Here is a 19117-nt window from a genome sequence, read left to right on the forward strand (position 1 = left end):
TTCTGGACGCTCTGCGTCCTCTCTTGAATTGCAGTGCGGCGCAGAGTTGTGACGCGGAGCGTCACAAGAGGCATTCCCACGCTGGAGCGTGAGGAACGATAGTCGTCAGGTAGATCAGGCTCAATGACCGCTGTGATCACCATGCCCGCTGTGCTCGTCGCTGGTCAGCGACTTGGCGACTGCGGTGACCTGAATCGACTCTTTCACGCCCTTGGCGTCTTCCACGGTCAGGGTCAGAGGCACCTGATCACCCTCTTTGACCTGCGCTGCAAGGCCCATGAACATCACGTGGTAGCCGTCGGAATCGAGCATCACCGGTTTGCCGGCTGGCAAGTCAACCGAGTTGACGCGCTGCATGCTCATCACGTCGCCTTTCATGCTCATCTCATGGATCTGCACGGTTTTCGCAACAGGTGAAGCAACGTCGACCAGCTTGCTGTCCGTGTCCGAAGTGATGCGCATGAACGCACCAGTGGCGGACTGGCCCGGCACGGTGGCACGCACCCAGGCGTCATCGACTTTGGTTTCGGCCAGCGCCTGAGCGCTCAGGCCCAGCAGCGAAAGGGTCAACAACAGCGGCTTTGCGACGTTACGAATCAGAACGGTCATCAGCATACTTCCATCAAAGTGAGCAGATCTTCAGTGCATTGTTGGGCGGACAGCCTGTGCGACAAGCCCAGGCGCAGCACGCCGCGGGTGTCGTAGACATAACTGGTGGCGGTATGCGAGATCGTGTAGGTGTCGCCCAGCGGGACCTTTTCGAAGAATACGCCGAACTCCTTTGCCGTTGCGGCCGTTTCTTCAAGCGTACCGGACAGGGCGACGAAGGTCGGATCGAAAGCCTTCACGTAGGCGTCGATCACCTCGGGCGTATCACGCTCCGGGTCGAGAGTAATGAACACTACCTGGAGGGTCTTGCCCTCTTCGCCCATCAGCTTTCTGATCTGTGCAGCTCGCGCCAGTGCCGTCGGGCAAATGGCCGGGCATTGGGTGAAGCCGAAGAAGATCATCGGCATCAGGCCACGAAAACTCGACAGGGTCTTGACGTTGCCTTGTGCATCCTTGAGTCGGAAGTTGCGGCCAACTATCTCGTTGCTCATGTCTTTGCCGTGCTTGAACGGCAAGGCATTGGAATTGCCGCAGCCAGTCAGCAGGCCAAGGCTCAGCAACGAGAGGCCTGTGACCACCTCGCGGCGGGTCGGTTGGTACGTCATGTCTTGCGTCCCCTGGAGGGTTAGGCGCGTGGGTTCTGACACATTCAAAGGCCGCGAATTTACCACCCCAAGGCAACAGGGAATACCGCCAATCCTGTTTCAAACCATGAGCAGGCGCGCAAACGTCGGCCTCATGGGCTGCAATACGTCGTGCGACAAAACAGCACAGGCAGCTTTACCACCCTCAAGTACTGTTACCGAACACCCGTGCGCAACGCTTTAAATGCATATAAAACATATAATAAATAAAAATAATTCAATATTTTTATAATTAACATATAACCAAAAGGCCTTTCACAGGCTCGTTTCATAACCCTATATTCGCCAGCAAACCGACTCTTGCCTTGTGGAGGTGCCCAGAACTTTCTCAGCATTGCCCAAGGATTACTCCGTCATGGCCTTACCCGCTCACGCTCCCCGCCACGCCCTGCGCAACCCGCTGATCAAAAGCATAGCGCTTGTCGGCCTTGGCCTGATGAACCCCGCTCAGGCCGCCGATGAAACCCTCGACCGTGAGGCCCGGCTGGAGAAGGTCACGGTGATTTCCACCGGGGTTCGCGGTACACAGCGCACGGTGACTGAAAGCCCGGCCCCGATTGATATCGTAACCAGCGATCAGTTACTGAAAACCGGTCGCGCCGACCTGACCGAAGCCATCGCCAAACTGCTGCCTTCGTTCAACTATGGCACCAACGTCGCAGGCTATAACTCGACCATCCGCCCGTTGTCCAACCGCAGCCTTGCACCGGCCTACACGCTGGTGCTGGTCAATGGCAAACGCCGCCATAACAGCGCCCTGCCCGCCAATGGCTCGACTGACAGCAGCGGCGCGAACTCGGTGGACATCGACATGATCCCGATCAGCGCGGTGGAGCGCATCGAGGTGCTCAAGGACAGTGCCGCTGCGCAATACGGCTCGGATGCGATTGCCGGGGTGATCAACGTGATTCTCAAATCCAGCGCCGAGGGCGGTCATCTGGGGGTGACGTACGGCAAGCTGTACAGCGGTGAAGGCGAAGTGAGCAAATTCGAAGGGGACACCGGCTTCGAACTGGGTGACGGCGGCTTTCTGCATCTTTCGGCCGACGCACGCAAGCGTGGCGATGCCAGCTGGAACGAAAAAGCCACCAATAACGCCTACTTTCCCGGCGACCCTCGAGAGGCGACGTGGGACCGGGTCGGCGTCAAGAACGGCGACCCGCAGATCAAAGCGTTCAACCTGGCCTACAACGCCGAACTGCCGCTGAATGATCAGACGAAACTGTATTCCTACGGCACTTACGGACAACGCGACGCCATCATCAACAACTACTTCCGCTATCCCAACAGCAACGCCAACGTTCCCGAACTGTTTGCCGACGGCTACTACCCGCTGAACAATCTGGACGACACCGACTACCAGTACCTGATTGGCGCCAAGGGTGAGGCGCTGGGCTGGAACTGGGACCTGAGCACTACATACGGGCGCAACAACAACCATCAGTACAGCGATCTGACCATCAACCCCTCGCTGGGACCGGCCTCGCCGACGTCGTTCGACGACCTGGCAACCTATCGATTCGAGCAATGGGTCAACAACGTCGACATCACCCGTGCGTTCGACGGGCTGTTTGGCGTGCCGCTGCAAGTGTCCGCAGGGCTTGAGCATCGCTGGGAACGGTTCCGGACGTTTTCCGGCGACGCGCAGGCCTATCAGGTGGGCGGCTATCGCTTTCCGGCTACTCTGCCCAATGGTCAGGCCAACCCGCTGGCCGGACAGCTGGCGTCGATTGCCGCCCAGGCCGCAGCGGTCATCTCGCCGCAAGATGCCACCAGCCTGCAACGCAACAACTACGCAGCTTACGTCGATTTCGGTATCACCCCGATAGAACCGTTGTTTGTCGACCTGGCGCTGCGTGCAGAGCATTTCGACGATGACTCGGGCAACACGGTCAGTGCCAAGCTCAACTCGCGTTACGAATTTACCGACACCTTCGCCGTACGCGGTACCGTCGGCACGGGCTTTCGTGCGCCCTCGCTGACCCAGGTCGGCTACAGCATCTCGGACAACCGGGTCGGTGCTGCGCCGGATGGCACCATCGTGCCCGCCGTGACGCGCATCGCGCCGGTCAACTCGGCGCTGGCCCAGGCGCTCGGTGCGACCACCCTAGACCCGGAAAAATCGCGCAATCTGGGGTTCGGCGTGACCTGGCAACCGGCACCGCGCACCAGCCTGACCGCAGACGCCTACTGGATCGAGATCGACGACCGCATCGCCCGTACCGAAAGCCTGTACGGCCCAGCGCTGGCGCCCATCCTGGCGGCTCAAGGTGTGGACACCAGCACCTGGACTTCGTATTACACCAACGCGTTTGACACCCGCACCCGCGGCCTGGACATCGTCCTCGACCATTCCAGCCAGTACGGTGCATGGGGCAACGTGCGCTGGAGCGCCGGGTTCAACTACAACAAGACCATTATCACCGACGTCAAGGACGCACCGGCAGCCTTGCAGGGCTTGGGCAGCAACCCTGGCGGCAGCCTGACCTGGGTCGGCCGGGCCCGCGAGGGCGACCTGACCGATGCTCAACCGAAAACCAAATGGGTACTGGGCGGCAAATGGACGCTGGGCGACCTGGGCGTGAATCTGCAAACCACCCGTTACGGCAAGGTCAAGACCCTCCAGCAGCTGGAAAGCGGTGATCGCAGCTTCGGGGCCAAGTGGATCACCGACCTGGATGTGTCCTACACCCTCTACGACAACATCACCCTCAGTGTTGGCGGCACCAATATCTTCGATGTGCGCCCGGACAAGCACGCAATTCCTTCCGCCGTAGGACTCAACCTGTACGGCAACTCACCGTTCTATCCGGGCGGAGGGTTCTGGTACAGCAAGATTGCCTATGATTTCTGACATCCGCACAGATTTGCTTATCGTGCCGCCGCGCCATGCAGAAAAAACTGCGTCACCAATGCGCCCATACCGGCGCGTGCCACACGGCCGCGGCGTTCGGCGTCGACCATCCCGGAGAGCAGCGCTGCGAACATTTCGGTAAGGACGGCCGCACTGACGTCGATCCGGAACAGACCTTCATGCTGCCCACGCAGGAAAAACGCATCGAGGGCGTCGGAGTAAGGCAACCAGCGGCGTCCTCCGCTGCTTTCATCGAGCGAATCCGGGCGCCACTGAAACACCAGAAAGACCAGCATTTCGCGGTGCATGAGGTGATTGTCGACCAGTCGTTGAAGCGCTTCCAGCGGCGGAGCATGCTGCAGATCCGCGTCGGCAACCATCTGGTTCATCAGGTCCGAGGCGTGATTGAGCAACAGTTCCACGAGGTTGGCGCGGGTGCCGCAGAAACGGTTGAGCGTCGCCTTGCTGACGCCAGCCGCTTGAGCAATATCCTTGAGCGTACCGTTGGAGTGGTCAACCAGCGCAACGGCCAGGGCTTTCAGAAATTTGTCGTCAGCGGCAGGTAATTCCATCGGGTACGTCTTCAATTCGTGTTAAGTGGCAGGCGGCGCATTGTGCAGAAACCTTACCGCGTTCTCAAAGCCTATACACAATTAGTCACTAAAGTCTCACATGAGTCAATGTTGACTCACTCTCTTACACAGTAGATCATTCGCGGCTTTAGTGTCTGATGGGCTGCGCCCGGGTGAGCGATGAGTGGTTTGAGCGATTGGCGTGTCATGCCTGCGGTAGCGCTGCTGGCAGTGTTGGGTCTGGCCGGGTGCGAGCAGAAACAGCAGCAGGATCACGCTGCATCGACAGCGCCCAAAGAGGTGGAGGCCATTGCGGTCAAAGCCGAATCGTTCACGGTCGTTGATGAACTGCCCGGCCGTATCGAACCGGTTCGTGTGGCGCAGGTACGCGCCCGGGTGGCCGGTATCGTGCTCACGCGCAATTTCGAGGAAGGCGCCGATGTGAAAGCGGGCGCGGTGCTGTTCCAGATCGACCCGGCACCGTTCAAGGCCGCGCTGTCCAAAGCTCAGGGCGACCTGGCCCGCACAGAAGCCGCACTGTTCGAAACTCAGGCTACGGTCAAACGTTACGAGTCGCTGGTCGAAATCGAAGCGGTCAGCCGTCAGACCTTCGACACCGCCCGCTCTGCGCTGCAAAACGCCATCGCCGCTAAAAAGTCGGCTCAGGCAGATGTCGAAACCGCCAGGCTGAACCTGGGCTATGCCACGGTCAAGGCGCCTATTTCAGGGCGCATCGGCCGCGCGATGGTCACTGAAGGCGCGCTGGTCGGTCAGGGCGAAACCACCCTGCTGGCAACCATCCAGCAACTCGACCCGGTCTACGCCGACTTCACCCAGCCGGTTGCCGACGCCTTGCAAATGCGCGAGGCCATTCAGGAAGGTCGCCTGCCCAAGGGTGGCGAAGACGCGCTGTCGCTGAGCGTCGACGGTACTGACTATCAAAGCACTGGCACCCTGTTGTTTACCGACGTTGCAGTAGACCGGACCACCGGCCAGGTTTCGTTACGCGCCCGCTTCGCCAACCCCAAAGGCGTGTTGCTGCCGGGCATGTATGTGCGGGTGCGCACACCGCAGCGGGTCGATGCCAATGCCATTCTCGTCCCGCAACGTGCCGTTCAGCGCTCCAGTGATGGCGCAGCTCGCGTACTGGTGATTGCCCAGGACGGTACGGTCGAAGCGCGTCCGGTCAAAACCGGCGCAATGCAGGATTCGCGCTGGCAGATCACCGAGGGGCTGAAGGCAGGTGAACAGATTGTCGTCGGCAACATGACCGGGCTCAATTCCGGTGACAAGGTCGTCGCCAAATCGCCCTCCGCCCAGCCGCAATCCAAGTCGCAATAAAGCCGCCTTCAGCGCGATCGAGGATCACCGTTCATGTCTCTGTTCTTTATCAAGCGACCCAACTTTGCCTGGGTGCTGGCCCTGTTCATTCTGCTGGCAGGCCTGATGGCCCTGCCCTCCTTGCCAGTGGCGCAGTACCCTGATGTGGCACCGCCGCAGATCACCATTACCGCTACTTACCCCGGCGCATCCGCGAAAGTGCTGGTCGACTCGGTGACCAGCGTCATCGAGGAAGAGCTGAACGGTGCCAAGGGCATGCTGTATTACGAGTCGACCAGCAACTCGACCGGCAGCGCCGAAATCAACGTGACATTCGTACCGGGCACCAACCCGGACATGGCACAGGTTGAAGTTCAGAACCGTATCAAGAAGGCTGAAGCGCGCCTGCCGCAGACGGTGCTCAGCCAGGGCCTGCAAGTCGAACAGGCCAGCTCCGGCTTCCTGTTGATCTTTACCCTGAACTACAAGGACGGCTCGGCCACCAAGGATACGGTCGCGCTGGCCGACTACGCGGCACGCAACGTCAATAACGAAATCAGTCGGGTGAACGGTGTCGGCAGGTTGCAGTTTTTCGCCGCCGAAGCCGCAATGCGGGTCTGGATCGACCCGCAGAAGCTGGTGGGCTATGGGCTGTCCATCGACGACGTGAATGCGGCCATTCGTGCGCAGAATGTGCAGGTTCCCGCAGGCAGCTTCGGCAGCAGCCCGGGCTCATCACTGCAGGAATTGACCGCGACACTGGCGGTCAAGGGCACGCTAGACAACCCGGAGGAGTTCGGCCGCATCGTATTGCGTGCCAACGAAGACGGCTCCACGGTGCATTTGTCCGATGTGGCACGCGTGGCCATCGGCAGTCAGGATTACAGTTTTGAATCGCGCCTGAACGGGCAACGTGCAGTGGCCGGTGCCGTGCAACTGTCGCCAGGTGCCAATGCGATCCAGACTGCCCGGGCAGTCAATCAGCGCCTCACCGAGCTGTCGGTCAATTTCCCGGAAGGCGTCGAGTTTTCGATACCGTACGACACCTCGCGCTTCGTCGACGTGGCCATCGACAAGGTGATCTACACCCTGATCGAGGCCATGGTGCTGGTGTTTCTGGTGATGTTCCTGTTTCTGCAGAACATTCGCTACACGCTTATCCCGACCATCGTGGTGCCGGTGTGTCTGGCCGGGACCCTGGCGATCATGTACCTGATGGGCTTCTCGGTGAACATGATGACCATGTTCGGCATGGTGCTGGCCATCGGTATTCTGGTCGACGACGCCATTGTGGTGGTGGAAAACGTCGAGCGGATCATGGCCGAAGAAGGCCTTTCTCCGGCAGCCGCAACAGTCAAGGCGATGCAGCAGGTCTCCGGCGCGATTTTCGGTATCACGCTGGTACTGGCCGCAGTGTTTCTGCCGCTGGCGTTCATGGGGGGTTCGGTCGGGGTCATCTACCAGCAGTTCTCGCTGTCGCTGGCCGTGTCGATTCTGTTCTCGGGTTTCCTGGCCCTGACCTTTACCCCGGCACTGTGTGCCACGTTGCTCAAGCCGATTCCGGCCGGGCACAGTGAGAAGCGCGGGTTCTTCGGCGGCTTCAATCGGCTGTTCGGTAGATTCACCGACCGTTACGAACGGGTCAGTTCCAGCATGATCAAACGCGCTGGCCGCTACATGCTGTTGTACGTCGGGATTGTCGGTCTGCTGGGCCTTTTCTACCTGCGTCTGCCGGAGTCCTTTGTGCCCGTGGAAGATCAGGGCTATCTGATCATCGACGTGCAACTGCCGCCCGGCGCGACCCGGTCGCGTACCGACCTCACCGCGCAATTGCTCGAGAACTACATGTTGTCCCGCGAAGCCACAGGTGCGGTGACCATGCTGCTGGGCTTCAGCTTCTCGGGCATGGGTGAAAACGCCGGTCTTGCGTTCCCGACCCTGAAGGACTGGTCGGAGCGCGGCAAGGGCCAGTCGGCAGCTGAAGAAGCGGCGGCGTTCAACCAGCATTTTACCGGGCTCGCCGACGGTACGGTGATGGCGGTGACGCCTCCGCCCATTGATGGCCTGGGCACCTCGGGCGGCTTCTCACTGCGCCTGCAGGACCGTGCAGGCCTGGGCCGCGAAGCCCTGCTGGCGGCACGCGACAAGCTGCTCGGCGAGGCCAACGGCAACCCGAAGATTCTCTACGCGATGATGGAAGGTCTGGCCGAAGCGCCGCAATTGCGCCTGAATATCGACCGCGAAAAAGCCCGTGCGCTTGGCGTGAGTTTCGAATCGATCAGCAATGCGCTGTCCACCGCCTTCGGCTCCTCGGTGATCAGCGATTTCGCCAATGCCGGACGTCAGCAGCGTGTGGTCGTGCAGGCAGAACAAAGTTCGCGAATGACTCCGGAAAGCGTACTCAAGCTCTACGTGCCCAACAGCAGCGGCACGCTGGTGCCGCTGGGCGCATTCGTTTCGACGCAATGGGAACAAGGCCCGGTGCAGATCGCCCGCTACAACGGCTACCCCGCGTTCAGGATTTCCGGCGATGCAGCACCGGGTGTGAGTACAGGTGAAGCGATGGCGGAAATCGAACGGATCGTTTCCGAGCTGCCGCAAGGCATCGGCTATGAATGGACCGGCCTCTCCTATCAGGAAAGAGTCGCCAGCGGCCAGGCAGCCGGCCTGTTCGGCCTGGCGCTGCTGGTGGTGTTCCTGCTGCTGGTTGCGCTGTATGAAAGCTGGGCGATTCCGCTGGTGGTGATGCTGATCGTACCCGTCGGTGCGCTGGGCTCCGTGCTGGCAGTGACTGCGGTCGGCATGCCTAACGATGTGTATTTCAAGGTCGGGTTGATCACCATCATCGGGCTGGCAGCAAAAAACGCGATTCTCATCGTCGAATTCGCCAAGGAGCTGTGGGATCAAGGCCATTCGCTGCGTGACGCGGCACTTCAGGCTGCGCGACTGCGCTTTCGGCCGATTGTCATGACATCGCTGGCCTTCATCCTTGGCGTCGTGCCCCTCACGCTGGCGACCGGCGCAGGCGCTGCGAGCCAGCGCGCGATCGGCACCGGCGTCATAGGCGGCATGCTCAGCGCTACACTGCTGGGCGTGATTCTGGTGCCGATATTTTTTGTCTGGGTGCTGTCAGTGTTGCGCCGTAAGCCGCATGTACAGCAGGTTAATGACGATAAACACCTGCCCGAGAAACAATAAACAGTAAGCGGCCAGCGGGCTGGCGGGCTTCAATCCCGTCACTCCGCCGTTGGTCTGCTGCCGGTTTGCGGGTCCGCCGATGCCTTGACGCGGGTCCAGGCCGGCAGTGTGCTGGTAGCGATTTCCGACGCCACATTCACACGGTTGCGACCTTGCGACTTGGCAGCATACAGCGCACGGTCGGCAAGTTCGATCAGGCTGCGCTGGTCGAGCTGTCGATCCGTGCCGACGAATGTGGCAACACCGAGGCTGACCGTCACGATGCCAAACGGGCTGGCGGGATGCTCGATCTGCTCGTCGCGGATAGCCTGCAGGATGTTCTCGGCCACCTGACGAGCACTCGACTCGTCAGTGCCGGGCAGCACCACCGCGATCTCTTCACCGCCATAACGAGCAGCGACATCACCGGGGCGGCGGATGCATTGTTCGACCACACGGGCCAGTGCCACCAGGCACTCGTCACCGGCCAGATGGCCGTAGTGATCGTTGTAGCGCTTGAAATGATCGGCATCTATCAGAATCAGTGACAGAAGGCTGCGCTCGCGTCTGGCACGCTTGAATTCAACCTCCAGAAACTGATCGAACCGTCTGCGATTGGCCAGCCCGGTGAGCTTGTCTTCCGAGGCTATGAACTCCAGGTGCTGATTCAACTGGATGAGGGCTGCCTGAGAATCGAGTAACTGATCTTCCGCGCGGATGCGGCTGTGAATGTGCCCGATCAGGCGGATGCCAAGGCCGACCACCAGCCCGAGCAGCACCAGCATGACCAGAATCGACTGCTTGGTCTGGCCCAACCAGTCGAGCATGGCCTCTTTCTGGCCCAGCGCGACCACAGTGACAATCGGGTACACGGCGCTGCGCTTGAACGCATAAAAACGCGCAACACCGTCGATTCTGGAGACAAACTGAGTGGTGCCAGAGGGTCGATTGCGCTCAGAAGTAAAGATCGGCGTCGATGAGAGGTCACGCCCGATTTCCGCTTCCAGGTGCGGATAGCGCACACGCAACTGCCCGGCCGCCGACGTGAGGCTGATGATGCCGGTTTTGCCGACCTGAATATCCGAATAGAACTTCAACAGATGATCGACACCAATGGTCACGACCATCAGCCCGGCAAAACTCGAGTCAGGGTGGTTGATGCGCCTGCTGACCGATATGACCCATTCGCCGGAGGCACGACTGCGGATCGTCGGGCCGATGAAAGGTGCTTTGCCAGGCGTCTGCAGGTGGTGCTGAAAGAACTCGCGCTGGGCGCTGTTGACGCCAATGGCCTTGGGATTGGTTGAAAAGGTGCAAATGCCGTCAGCGTTGTACAGCGAAACCGTGTCGATTTGCGGCAATGCGCCCATTTCACGGGCAATGACCCATCTGAGACGCTCCATCTGCTCGGGCCCGGCACCGTCGTTTTCGACACGCTCCGTCAGGCCGATCAGCATCAGCTCGCTTTGTTTGAAAATGCCATCGGTGTAAGTGCTCAGCGCCCCAGCCAGATTAATCGTGCTGGTCTGGATGTTCTCCAGCGTGTTGCGGCGCGCGGTCCATGCTTGCCAGGCCATCAACATCACCACGCAGGCGCACACTACGAAGATCAGCCATGACGCAAGCCGAAGGTCGCGTTTCAAAACTTGCCTCCACAACAGGTGAGAACCAGTGCATCTGGTTTTTCTGAAAACCGGACCTGATTGCTCAGGGGCCATCGACAATCCTTTCGCTATCAACTGCCATTGTCGGCAAGCGTTCGGCCGTACCTGAAGGCCTGGCATTAATGAAGCATGCCAGAGAGTGGTATCATAATGCCACGTACAGCGGTCTATTGGTTGATCGGGGTTCAACATACGCAGGCAGGCACGCACTGGATCACAGTGGTGCCTGATTTTCTGGAGGGCTGTTTTCTGAAGGGGCTGGAAGCGAAGCTCGCTTACAGGGGCAAGGCAGGACGCACGTATTTGCCGGGCTTCATGCTGTTTCGGCGACAGGTTTGCGCAGTGCCGCAGCTTCCAGCTCGCGCACTAAAGGCAGCACGTGCTCGCCGAAATAGGCGACTTCTTCCTGGAAATGCAGAAATGCGGAAAGTACCAGATCGACACCAACGGACTTGAGCTCGACGATGCGCTCGGCAATCTGACGCGGCGTGCCGATCAAATTGGTCTTGAAGCCATCGTTGTACTGCACCAGATCCTGAAAGGTGGATTTGGCCCAATTGCCCTCGCCTTCCGGGCTGGCCTTGCCGGCCTGTTTCGCGGCATCACCAAACGCATTGACGGCTTCCGGATCTGCCTTGTCGACAATTTCAGCCAGCACCGCTCGCGCCTCTTCTTCGGTGTCCCGGGCAATGATGAAGGCATTGACGCCGATCTTCACCGAATGGCCGTTCGCGGCGGCCTTGGCTCGAATGTCATCAACCTGAGCCTTGATGCCTTCGATAGTATTGCCGTTGGTGAAATACCAGTCTGACACCCGGGCCGCCATATCCCGCGCAGCACGTGAGCTGCCGCCCTGAAAGATCTCGGGATGAGGACGCTGGATCGGCTTGGGTTTGAGGGTGTAATCGTGGAAGCGATAGAAGTCGCCCTTGAAGGTAAAATTGTCGGTGGTCCAGATACCCTTGAGGGCCCGAATGAACTCTTCGGAACGGCGATAGCGCTCGTCGTGCTCCAGCCAGGGTTCGCCAATGGCCTGAAACTCGCCCTTGAACCAGCCACTGACAATATTGACCGCCACGCGCCCGGCGGTGAGCTGATCAATGGTTGCCAGTTGCTTGGCCGCAACAGAGGGCGTCCATGGACCTGGCAATATTGCTGCAATGACTTTGAGCTTTTCGGTGGCCGCCAACAGAGCATGGCTGAACGCTACGGACTCATGCTGGAATTCCGCACCGTAACCGGCAGTGAAGCGAATTTGCGTCAGCGCATATTCGAAACCGGATTGTTCGGCGATCTGCGCCAGCTTGCGGTTGTAGTCGATGGTCCAACTGGTACGCTGTTCGATCTTGCTGACGACCAGACCACCGCTGACGTTCGGCACCCAGTACGCAAATTTTATGGAAGATTGGCTCATATCGGCACTCCTCTGACTGCAGGCTTCCCGAGCGCATTAGTCGAACGGGCTTGCAGAACCACAGAGCAGCAACCGTGCCAGACAGTTAAATGAATACAGATCAACGAGTTGCAATGCCTGGAGGACAGCGTCAACTGTTTGCACTTCGGCAAGCTGTCGAAACACTGTTGCCAGGGCAACAGTGTCTGGCCGGGTTGCGCATTCATGCAGTGTTTAATTTAGCGGAAACAAACCGACGGAAGGCTGATCGCCCAGCTATCCAGAATCAAATGGCTAGGGTATTTTTGGATCCAATGAAACCGTGTTCATCCGCAGGAGCACCGATGAAACTGCATGCCTTTTTACTGGCCTTGATGATCCCCGCACTGTCGGCGCATGCCGAAGCCAAAACCATAAACGTCCCCCATGACCCGACCGGGCAGCACGCGCTGGTGGAGAAAAGCGGCAGTCCCCAAGCGCGCGTCGTCGTCACTCGACGTGAAGGTCTGCTGGGCGTGATCTACTCCAAGCGCGTCTACAACTGCGCCAATCACACAGTGAACCTGGTGGGCACCGGCTCTACTCTGGAAATCATGCAACAGGCTCGCGCCGTCAGCGGCATGGGTCCGGTGATACGCGATTCCACAGCCGACTACATCGAGTCCGAAGCCTGCAGTTGATGTCGCACTGATCAAGCACCTCCCCGGCTGAATTCACTACGCCCGAAAGCGCCTCTCATGAGGCGCTTTTTTCGTTTCGGCTGCCTCGCCATCCAGCCAACACGTCGGACGCAAAAAACGCTTGCACGTAAAGTATTACGGTATACCATCAGACAGAAATAACTCACCATGCCCGTGCAGGCAGCAGGATTTAAGCGAGGTAAGTGTCATGAAGTTTTCGTTGTTCGTGCACATGGAACGCTGGGATGAAAGTGTCAGTCATCGCCAGCTTTTCGAAGACCTGACCGAGCTGACGCTGATGGCCGAGCAAGGCGGTTTCAGCACCGTGTGGATCGGCGAACACCATGCGATGGAATACACAATATCGCCGAGCCCCATGCCGCTGCTGGCGTACCTGGCCGCCAGAACAACGCGCATTCATCTGGGCGCGGGTACCATCATTGCGCCGTTCTGGCATCCGTTGCGGGTGGCAGGAGAATGCGCGCTGCTGGATGTGATCAGCAACGGGCGCATGGAAGTCGGCCTGGCGCGCGGTGCCTATCAAGTGGAGTTCGACCGCATGGCGGGCGGCATGCCGGCCTCCGAAGGCGGCAAGGCGTTGCGCGAAATGGTGCCGGTAGTCCGTGCGCTGTGGCAGGGTGACTATGCCCACGACGGCGATATCTGGAAATTCCCGACTTCGACCTCCGTACCCAAGCCAATCAACACGCCACCCATGTGGATCGCTGCTCGCGACCCTGATTCGCATAACTTCGCCGTGCAGAACGGCTGCAACGTGATGGTCACGCCATTGATGAAAGGCGACGAAGAAGTCGTCGACCTGAAGAACAAGTTCGAAGCAGCGCTGGCCAATAACCCCGACGTACCTCGTCCACAACTGATGGTTTTGCGCCACACGCATGTGCATGCTGCGGACAATCCTGAGGGCTGGAAAACCGGTGCTGCCGCCATCGCGAAGTTCTACCGCACCTTCGACGCCTGGTTCGGCAACAAGCAGACGCCGGTGAATGGTTTTCTGGCACCCAGCCCGGAAGAGAAATTCAAGGAGCGTCCGGAGTTCGAGCTGGAGAATATCCGCAAGAACACCATGATCGGCACGCCGGAAGAGATCATCCCGCGCATCCGCCATTACCAGGAGCTGGGAGTCGACGAGTTCAGTTTCTGGTGCGACAACAGCTTGCCGCACGCGGAGAAGAAAAAATCACTTGAGCTGTTTATCAAGCACGTGGTGCCGGTGTTTCGTTGAGCTGAACGAGAACGACAGCTCGCTTGCCAATACTCCGGGTTGGCGTGCAGTTCAGGACGCTCCGCGTCCCTTGCGACGCAGAGCGTCGCGAAATGCATTCCCACGCTGGAGCGTGCGGAACGAGAGGTGTCTGGACTTTACTCTCGCTCCACTCAGTTAAGGCCAACCTTCAATGGTTATAAGCCCGCTCGTTATGCTCGGCCAGATCCAGCCCCATCTCTTCCACTGATTCATGCGCACGCAGGCCGATCAGTGCCTGCACGGCCTTGAGGATGATCCAGCTGACTGCGAAGCAATATACCGTGGTGAACAGCGCGCCTTTGATCTGGGCAATTACCTGAGCTCCCATGCTGACATCCGGCACCAGCCCGCCCAGTGAGGGCACGCAGAACACGCCGGTCAGCACTGCGCCGATCATGCCGCCGATGCCGTGCAGGCCGAACACGTCGAGGCTGTCGTCATAACCCAGGCGTTTTTTCAGCACGGTCACGCTCAGGTAGCAGAACACCCCGCACAGCACGCCAATCGCCAGTGCCCCGCCGACGCCGACATAGGCACAGGCAGGCGTAATGCCGACCAGCCCCGCCAGCGCCCCGCTTGCCAGACCCAGCGCGCTGGGTTTGCCGACCTTGAACCACTCGGTGAACATCCAGCCGAGTATCCCGGCGCAGGACCCCACTTGCGTGTTGAGCATGACGATGCCGGAAGTGCCGTTCAGGCCGCCACCAGAGCCGATATTGAAACCAAACCAGCCGACCCAGAGCATCGCCGCGCCAGCCATGGTCAGGCTCAGGTTGTGCGCAGGCATCGGGGTATTCTGATAGCCCTTGCGTTTGCCAAGCACCAGACACGCCGCCAGTGCCGCGACACCGGCATTGATGTGCACAGCGGTGCCACCGGCAAAATCCAGCACGCCCCAGTTATGCATCAGTGCACCTGCCCCGCCCCAGACCATATGCGCGACCGGCGCATACACCAGCGTAAACCAGAGCGCCATGAACAGCAGCGCGGCCGAGAATTTCATGCGTTCGGCAAAGGCTCCGGCAATCAGCGCAGGCGTGATAATGGCGAAGGTCATCTGGAAGGTCACAAACACGCCTTCCGGAATGTCACCGACCAGACTGTCGGGGGTCATGCCGGCCAGAAACGCGCGGCTCAGTCCGCCGACAAAGCTGTTGAAGCTCACCTGCCCTTCGACCATGTTGCTGGTATCCACTACCATGCTGTACCCGTAGATGACCCACAGCACGCCGACCACTCCGGCAATGCCGAAGCACTGAGTGAACAGCGACAACATGTTCTTGGCCCGTACCAGCCCGCCGTAAAACAGCGCCAGCCCCGGAAGGCACATGAACAGCACCAGCACAGCTGCGGTGATCATCCACGCCGTGCTGCCGGTGTTCAGAACGGGGGCGTCAGCTGCCTGCGCAATCGGAGCGAAGGCGCCTGGCGCGAGTAAAGCTGTAAGGGATTTGCCGTGTAGACGATTGACCATGTTCAAAGCTCCCGCAAATGAATGGAAAGTGTCTGGCAGCAAGAAAGGTCATCGAGACAGGCGAGGCTCTTCGGCCTCTTGGGGGGGGCTAATTCTCGTTCCCACGCTCCGCGTGGTAATGCCGTTCGTGACGCTCCGCGTCACACAGTTCTGCGACTCAGTGAGATTCAGGCTCGACTTGAGTCACCTTTTCGCCCCTCGGCGACCTACTTTGATGGGGCCAAAGTAGGCAAATCCCTTCGCTCCTGTTTCCGGCCCGACTTCGTCGGGTTCCTTCGCCCTGTCACTGATCCGGGGGTCGCCGCAACGGACCATCCATGGTCCGGTGCGGCTAGCCTGGCGTCCTGCCAGGCTACCCCCGGATCAGTGCCAGGACTCAGCCGTCACTAACGTCGCACTCTGCGTCGTCTGTGCCATCGTGATCGAAAAGCACGTTATGGCGTCAGTCGGTGCCATCGCGGTCGAAAAGCACGTTATGGCACTAGTAACCAGAACCCGAGCCAGGAATCCAAGATGTCCCGGCCAGGGGCACTCGGGCCATCGCCGCAGACTCGACGGTCAGCGCCACCAGGTCTTCCGGGTCGAGGTTGTGCAGGTGCGACTTGCCGCAGGCGCGGGCCATGGTCTGAGCCTCCAGCACCAGCACGCGCAGGTAGTTGGCCAGACGCCGACCGCCTTCGACCGGGTCGAGACGTTTGGACAGTTCCGGGTCCTGGGTGGTGATGCCCGCAGGGTCGCGGCCGTTCTGCCAGTCGTCGTAGTAACCCGCTGCCGAGCCAATCTTTCTCAGTTCTTCGTCGAGACGCGGATGATTGTCGCCCAGGGCTATCAAAGCGGCTGTACCAATTGCCACTGCATCAGCGCCCAGAGCCATGGCCTTGGCCACATCGGCGCCGTTGCGGATGCCGCCGGAGACGATCAACTGCACCTTGCGATGCATGCCCATCTCCTGCAGCGCCTGCACGGCTTGCGGGATGGCGGGCAGAATCGGAATGCCGACGTGTTCGATGAACACTTCCTGAGTGGCCGCAGTACCGCCCTGCATGCCGTCGAGCACAATAACGTCAGCACCAGCCTTCACTGCCAGCTTGACGTCGTAGTACGGGCGGCTGGCACCTATCTTCACGTAGATAGGCTTTTCCCAGTCGGTGATCTCGCGGATCTCGGCAATCTTGATTGCCAGATCGTCGGGGCCGGTCCAGTCCGGGTGTCGGCACGCAGAACGCTGATCGACGCCGACCGGCAAGGTGCGCATACCAGCCACGCGCTCGGTCACTTTCATGCCCAGCAACATGCCGCCGCCACCGGGTTTGGCGCCCTGCCCCAGGACGATTTCGATGGCATCGGCCTTGCGCAGATCGTCGGGATTCATGCCGTAACGCGATGGCAGGTACTGGTAGACCAGATGCTGCGACTGACCGCGCTCTTCCGGGGTCATGCCGCCATCACCGGTGGTGGTACTGGTGCCGGCAATGGTTGCGCCGCGGCCCAGCGCTTCCTTGGCGTTGGCCGACAATGCGCCGAAGCTCATGCCTGCAATGGTCACCGGAATTTTCAGGTACAGCGGCTTTTTGGCGAAACGATTACCCAGCACCACGTCGGTGCCGCACTTCTCGCGATAGCCTTCCAGCGGGTAGCGCGAGACGCTTGCGCCAAGCAGCAGCAGGTCGTCGAAGTGCGGCAGTTTGCGTTTTGTGCCGCCACCGCGAATGTCGTAGATGCCGGTTTCCGCAGCACGCTGGATTTCCTGAATGGTCAGGCGATCAAAGGTGGCCGACTCGCGCAGGACTGGAGCAGGTTTGTTGCTGATAGGGTCGCTCATGGTAATGCTCCTGAATCAGTACGCGGAGGCGTTATCGACTTTGAAGTTGTAAAGCTGCCGGGCCGAGCCATAGCGTTTGAAATCCGCGGCCTTCTCGTTGAAGCCCGCGCGATTGAGCAGCTCCTGCAACTCCTGCAGATGCTCTTCGCGCATCTCCTTGGCGATGCAGTCAGAGCCCAGCGACTCGACCTTGCCTTTGACGTAGATCCGCGTTTCGTACAACGAGTCGCCCAGCGCATCGCCCGCGTCGCCGCAGACCACCAGCCGACCGGCCTGGCCCATGAAGCAGCTCATGTGGCCGATGCTGCCGCCGACCACAATGTCGATGCCTTTCATGGAAATGCCACAGCGCGCTCCGGCATCGCCTTCAATCACCAGCAAACCGCCGTGCGCCGTGGCACCTGCCGCCTGCGAGGCGCTGCCCTTGACCCGGACTGCGCCGGACATCATGTTCTCGGCGCAACCAACACCGACATTGCCGTGCACGGTGATCGAAGCTTTCTGGTTCATACCCGCGCAGTAATAGCCGGCATGGCCCTGAATATCTATGGAGATGGCCTCGTTGACGCCGACCGCCAGGTTATGCGCGCCGTCAGGGTGGGTGACCAGCCATTCGCGCTCTTGCAATGCCTTGACCTGATCGTGCAGAGCCTGGTTGAGATCACGCACGGTGGCGCTGGAAAGATCGACGGTTTTCATGAGCGTGCTCCCTCGGCTGGCTCGCGTTCCCAGATGTACATAGTGGCCGGGACAGGTTCCCAGACCCTGGCGTTTTCGATACCCGGCAGGCTGGACAGCGCCTGGTATTCCGAGGCCATGGCGACGTAATCGTCGGTTTCGGCGAGAATGGCCGGTTTGCAGGCAATCGGATCGCGAATCACCGCAAAACCATTGCGCGTGCCGATGGCGAAGGTAAAAAAGCCATCGAGGTCCTCCAGCGATTTGTCGAGCGCCTGCTTGAGGCTGTCGCCCTGTTGCAGGCGCCAGGCCAGATAACCGGCGGCCACCTCGGTGTCGTTGTCGGTCTCGAAGTGAATGCCTTCACGGCGCAGGTTCTGGCGCAGGCGAAAGTGATTGGACAGCGAACCGTTGTGCACCAGACACAGGTCCGAACCCGTGGAAAACGGATGACTGCCTTCCATGGTCACCGCACTTTCAGTGGCCATGCGCGTATGGCCGATGATGTGGCTGCCCTTCATGGACGCCAGACCGAAGCGCTCGGAAATCTCCCTCGGCAACCCCATGCCCTTGAGGATCTCGATACTCTGTCCGGCGCTCATGATGCGCACGGTGGGCGCCAGCTGCGCCAGTGCAGCACGCACCGGGGCTTCTTCTGCCTGAATCTTCAATACCACGGCGCTGGCGTTCTGAAACCAGTCCAGTGGTGCATCCAGTCTGCTTTGCAGCGCTGCGATCAGCGCCTTGAAATCATACTGTTCGGTGGTGGCCTGCAAGGTCAGCTTGACCCAGCCCTGCGCCACTTCATCGCCATAAATGGCAAACCCGGCGCTGTCCGGCCCGCGGTCCGTCATAGCCTCGAGCATCGGTTCGAACAACCTGCCGAGTTGTGATTCCAGCGCCGGGTTCTTCAGATACAAACCAACGATTCCGCACATAAGCCTCACCTTGTTCGGAAGCGGC

The 19117-nt window shown here is 59.9% G+C and carries 14 protein-coding genes; 5 read left to right on the forward strand and 9 right to left on the reverse strand.

Going from position 1 to position 19117, the window contains the following annotated elements; genetic code table 11:
- Positions 1-120: 120 nt before the first annotated feature.
- Positions 121-615, reverse strand: coding sequence for a copper chaperone PCu(A)C (locus tag RYC18_RS06280; protein ID WP_004658526.1), 495 nt, complete (start codon positions 613-615; stop codon positions 121-123).
- Positions 609-1214: an SCO family protein gene (locus RYC18_RS06285; RefSeq protein WP_004658527.1), complete on the reverse strand. Its 606-nt coding sequence runs from the start codon at positions 1212-1214 to the stop codon at positions 609-611. Before RYC18_RS06285 ends, RYC18_RS06280 begins: the two co-directional genes overlap by 7 nt.
- A gap of 394 nt (positions 1215-1608) precedes the next feature.
- On the opposite strand from RYC18_RS06285, the gene RYC18_RS06290 reads away from it, so the two are divergent.
- A complete protein-coding gene (locus RYC18_RS06290; protein WP_316884437.1) occupies positions 1609-4107 on the forward strand; it encodes a TonB-dependent receptor in 2499 nt (832 codons plus the stop codon).
- A 17-nt stretch (positions 4108-4124) separates the two neighbouring features.
- Here the strand turns inward: RYC18_RS06290 and RYC18_RS06295 are convergent, their stop codons facing one another.
- Entirely contained in the window at positions 4125-4679 is a 555-nt protein-coding gene (locus RYC18_RS06295; protein WP_005779656.1) for a TetR/AcrR family transcriptional regulator, read from the reverse strand.
- A 180-nt stretch (positions 4680-4859) separates the two neighbouring features.
- Here RYC18_RS06295 and RYC18_RS06300 point away from each other — a divergent pair, with 180 nt between their 5' ends.
- On the forward strand, positions 4860-6020 hold the full coding sequence (locus RYC18_RS06300; RefSeq protein ID WP_005779658.1) for an efflux RND transporter periplasmic adaptor subunit: 1161 nt from the start codon (positions 4860-4862) through the stop codon (positions 6018-6020).
- Between the two features lie 33 nt (positions 6021-6053).
- Positions 6054-9197 (forward strand): efflux RND transporter permease subunit, encoded by a 3144-nt coding sequence (locus tag RYC18_RS06305; protein WP_010200252.1) that lies wholly within the window; start codon positions 6054-6056, stop codon positions 9195-9197.
- Positions 9198-9235: 38 nt separating this feature from the next.
- On the opposite strand, the gene RYC18_RS06310 is transcribed toward RYC18_RS06305, so the two are convergent.
- Together RYC18_RS06310 and sfnG are read right to left on the reverse strand one after the other, a co-directional pair.
- On the reverse strand, positions 9236-10819 hold the full coding sequence (locus tag RYC18_RS06310; protein WP_005744219.1) for a sensor domain-containing diguanylate cyclase: 1584 nt from the start codon (positions 10817-10819) through the stop codon (positions 9236-9238).
- 334 nt (positions 10820-11153) lie between these two features.
- Positions 11154-12254: a dimethylsulfone monooxygenase SfnG gene (gene sfnG / locus RYC18_RS06315; RefSeq protein ID WP_005779663.1), complete on the reverse strand. Its 1101-nt coding sequence runs from the start codon at positions 12252-12254 to the stop codon at positions 11154-11156.
- Between the two features lie 323 nt (positions 12255-12577).
- Between sfnG and RYC18_RS06320 the strand changes: the two genes are divergently transcribed.
- Positions 12578-12913 (forward strand): hypothetical protein, encoded by a 336-nt coding sequence (locus RYC18_RS06320; RefSeq protein ID WP_004665564.1) that lies wholly within the window; start codon positions 12578-12580, stop codon positions 12911-12913.
- A 208-nt stretch (positions 12914-13121) separates the two neighbouring features.
- The gene (locus RYC18_RS06325; protein ID WP_004660551.1) at positions 13122-14159 is read left to right on the forward strand and encodes an LLM class flavin-dependent oxidoreductase; all 1038 of its coding nucleotides are present in this window, start codon (positions 13122-13124) and stop codon (positions 14157-14159) included.
- A gap of 169 nt (positions 14160-14328) precedes the next feature.
- Here RYC18_RS06325 and RYC18_RS06330 read toward each other — a convergent pair whose 3' ends face one another.
- From RYC18_RS06330 to RYC18_RS06345, 4 genes are all read right to left on the reverse strand, one after another.
- The gene (locus RYC18_RS06330; protein WP_005779665.1) at positions 14329-15654 is read right to left on the reverse strand and encodes an ammonium transporter; all 1326 of its coding nucleotides are present in this window, start codon (positions 15652-15654) and stop codon (positions 14329-14331) included.
- Positions 15655-16135: 481 nt separating this feature from the next.
- Positions 16136-17476: an FMN-binding glutamate synthase family protein gene (locus RYC18_RS06335; protein ID WP_005744225.1), complete on the reverse strand. Its 1341-nt coding sequence runs from the start codon at positions 17474-17476 to the stop codon at positions 16136-16138.
- A 15-nt stretch (positions 17477-17491) separates the two neighbouring features.
- Positions 17492-18175: a protein glxC gene (locus tag RYC18_RS06340; RefSeq protein WP_004665565.1), complete on the reverse strand. Its 684-nt coding sequence runs from the start codon at positions 18173-18175 to the stop codon at positions 17492-17494.
- A complete protein-coding gene (locus RYC18_RS06345; protein ID WP_004665566.1) occupies positions 18172-19092 on the reverse strand; it encodes a class II glutamine amidotransferase in 921 nt (306 codons plus the stop codon). Before RYC18_RS06345 ends, RYC18_RS06340 begins: the two co-directional genes overlap by 4 nt.
- Between the last annotated feature and the right edge of the window lie 25 nt (positions 19093-19117).

Source organism: Pseudomonas syringae group sp. 247E2 (assembly GCF_032587795.1).
GTDB lineage: Bacteria > Pseudomonadota > Gammaproteobacteria > Pseudomonadales > Pseudomonadaceae > Aquipseudomonas > Aquipseudomonas amygdali.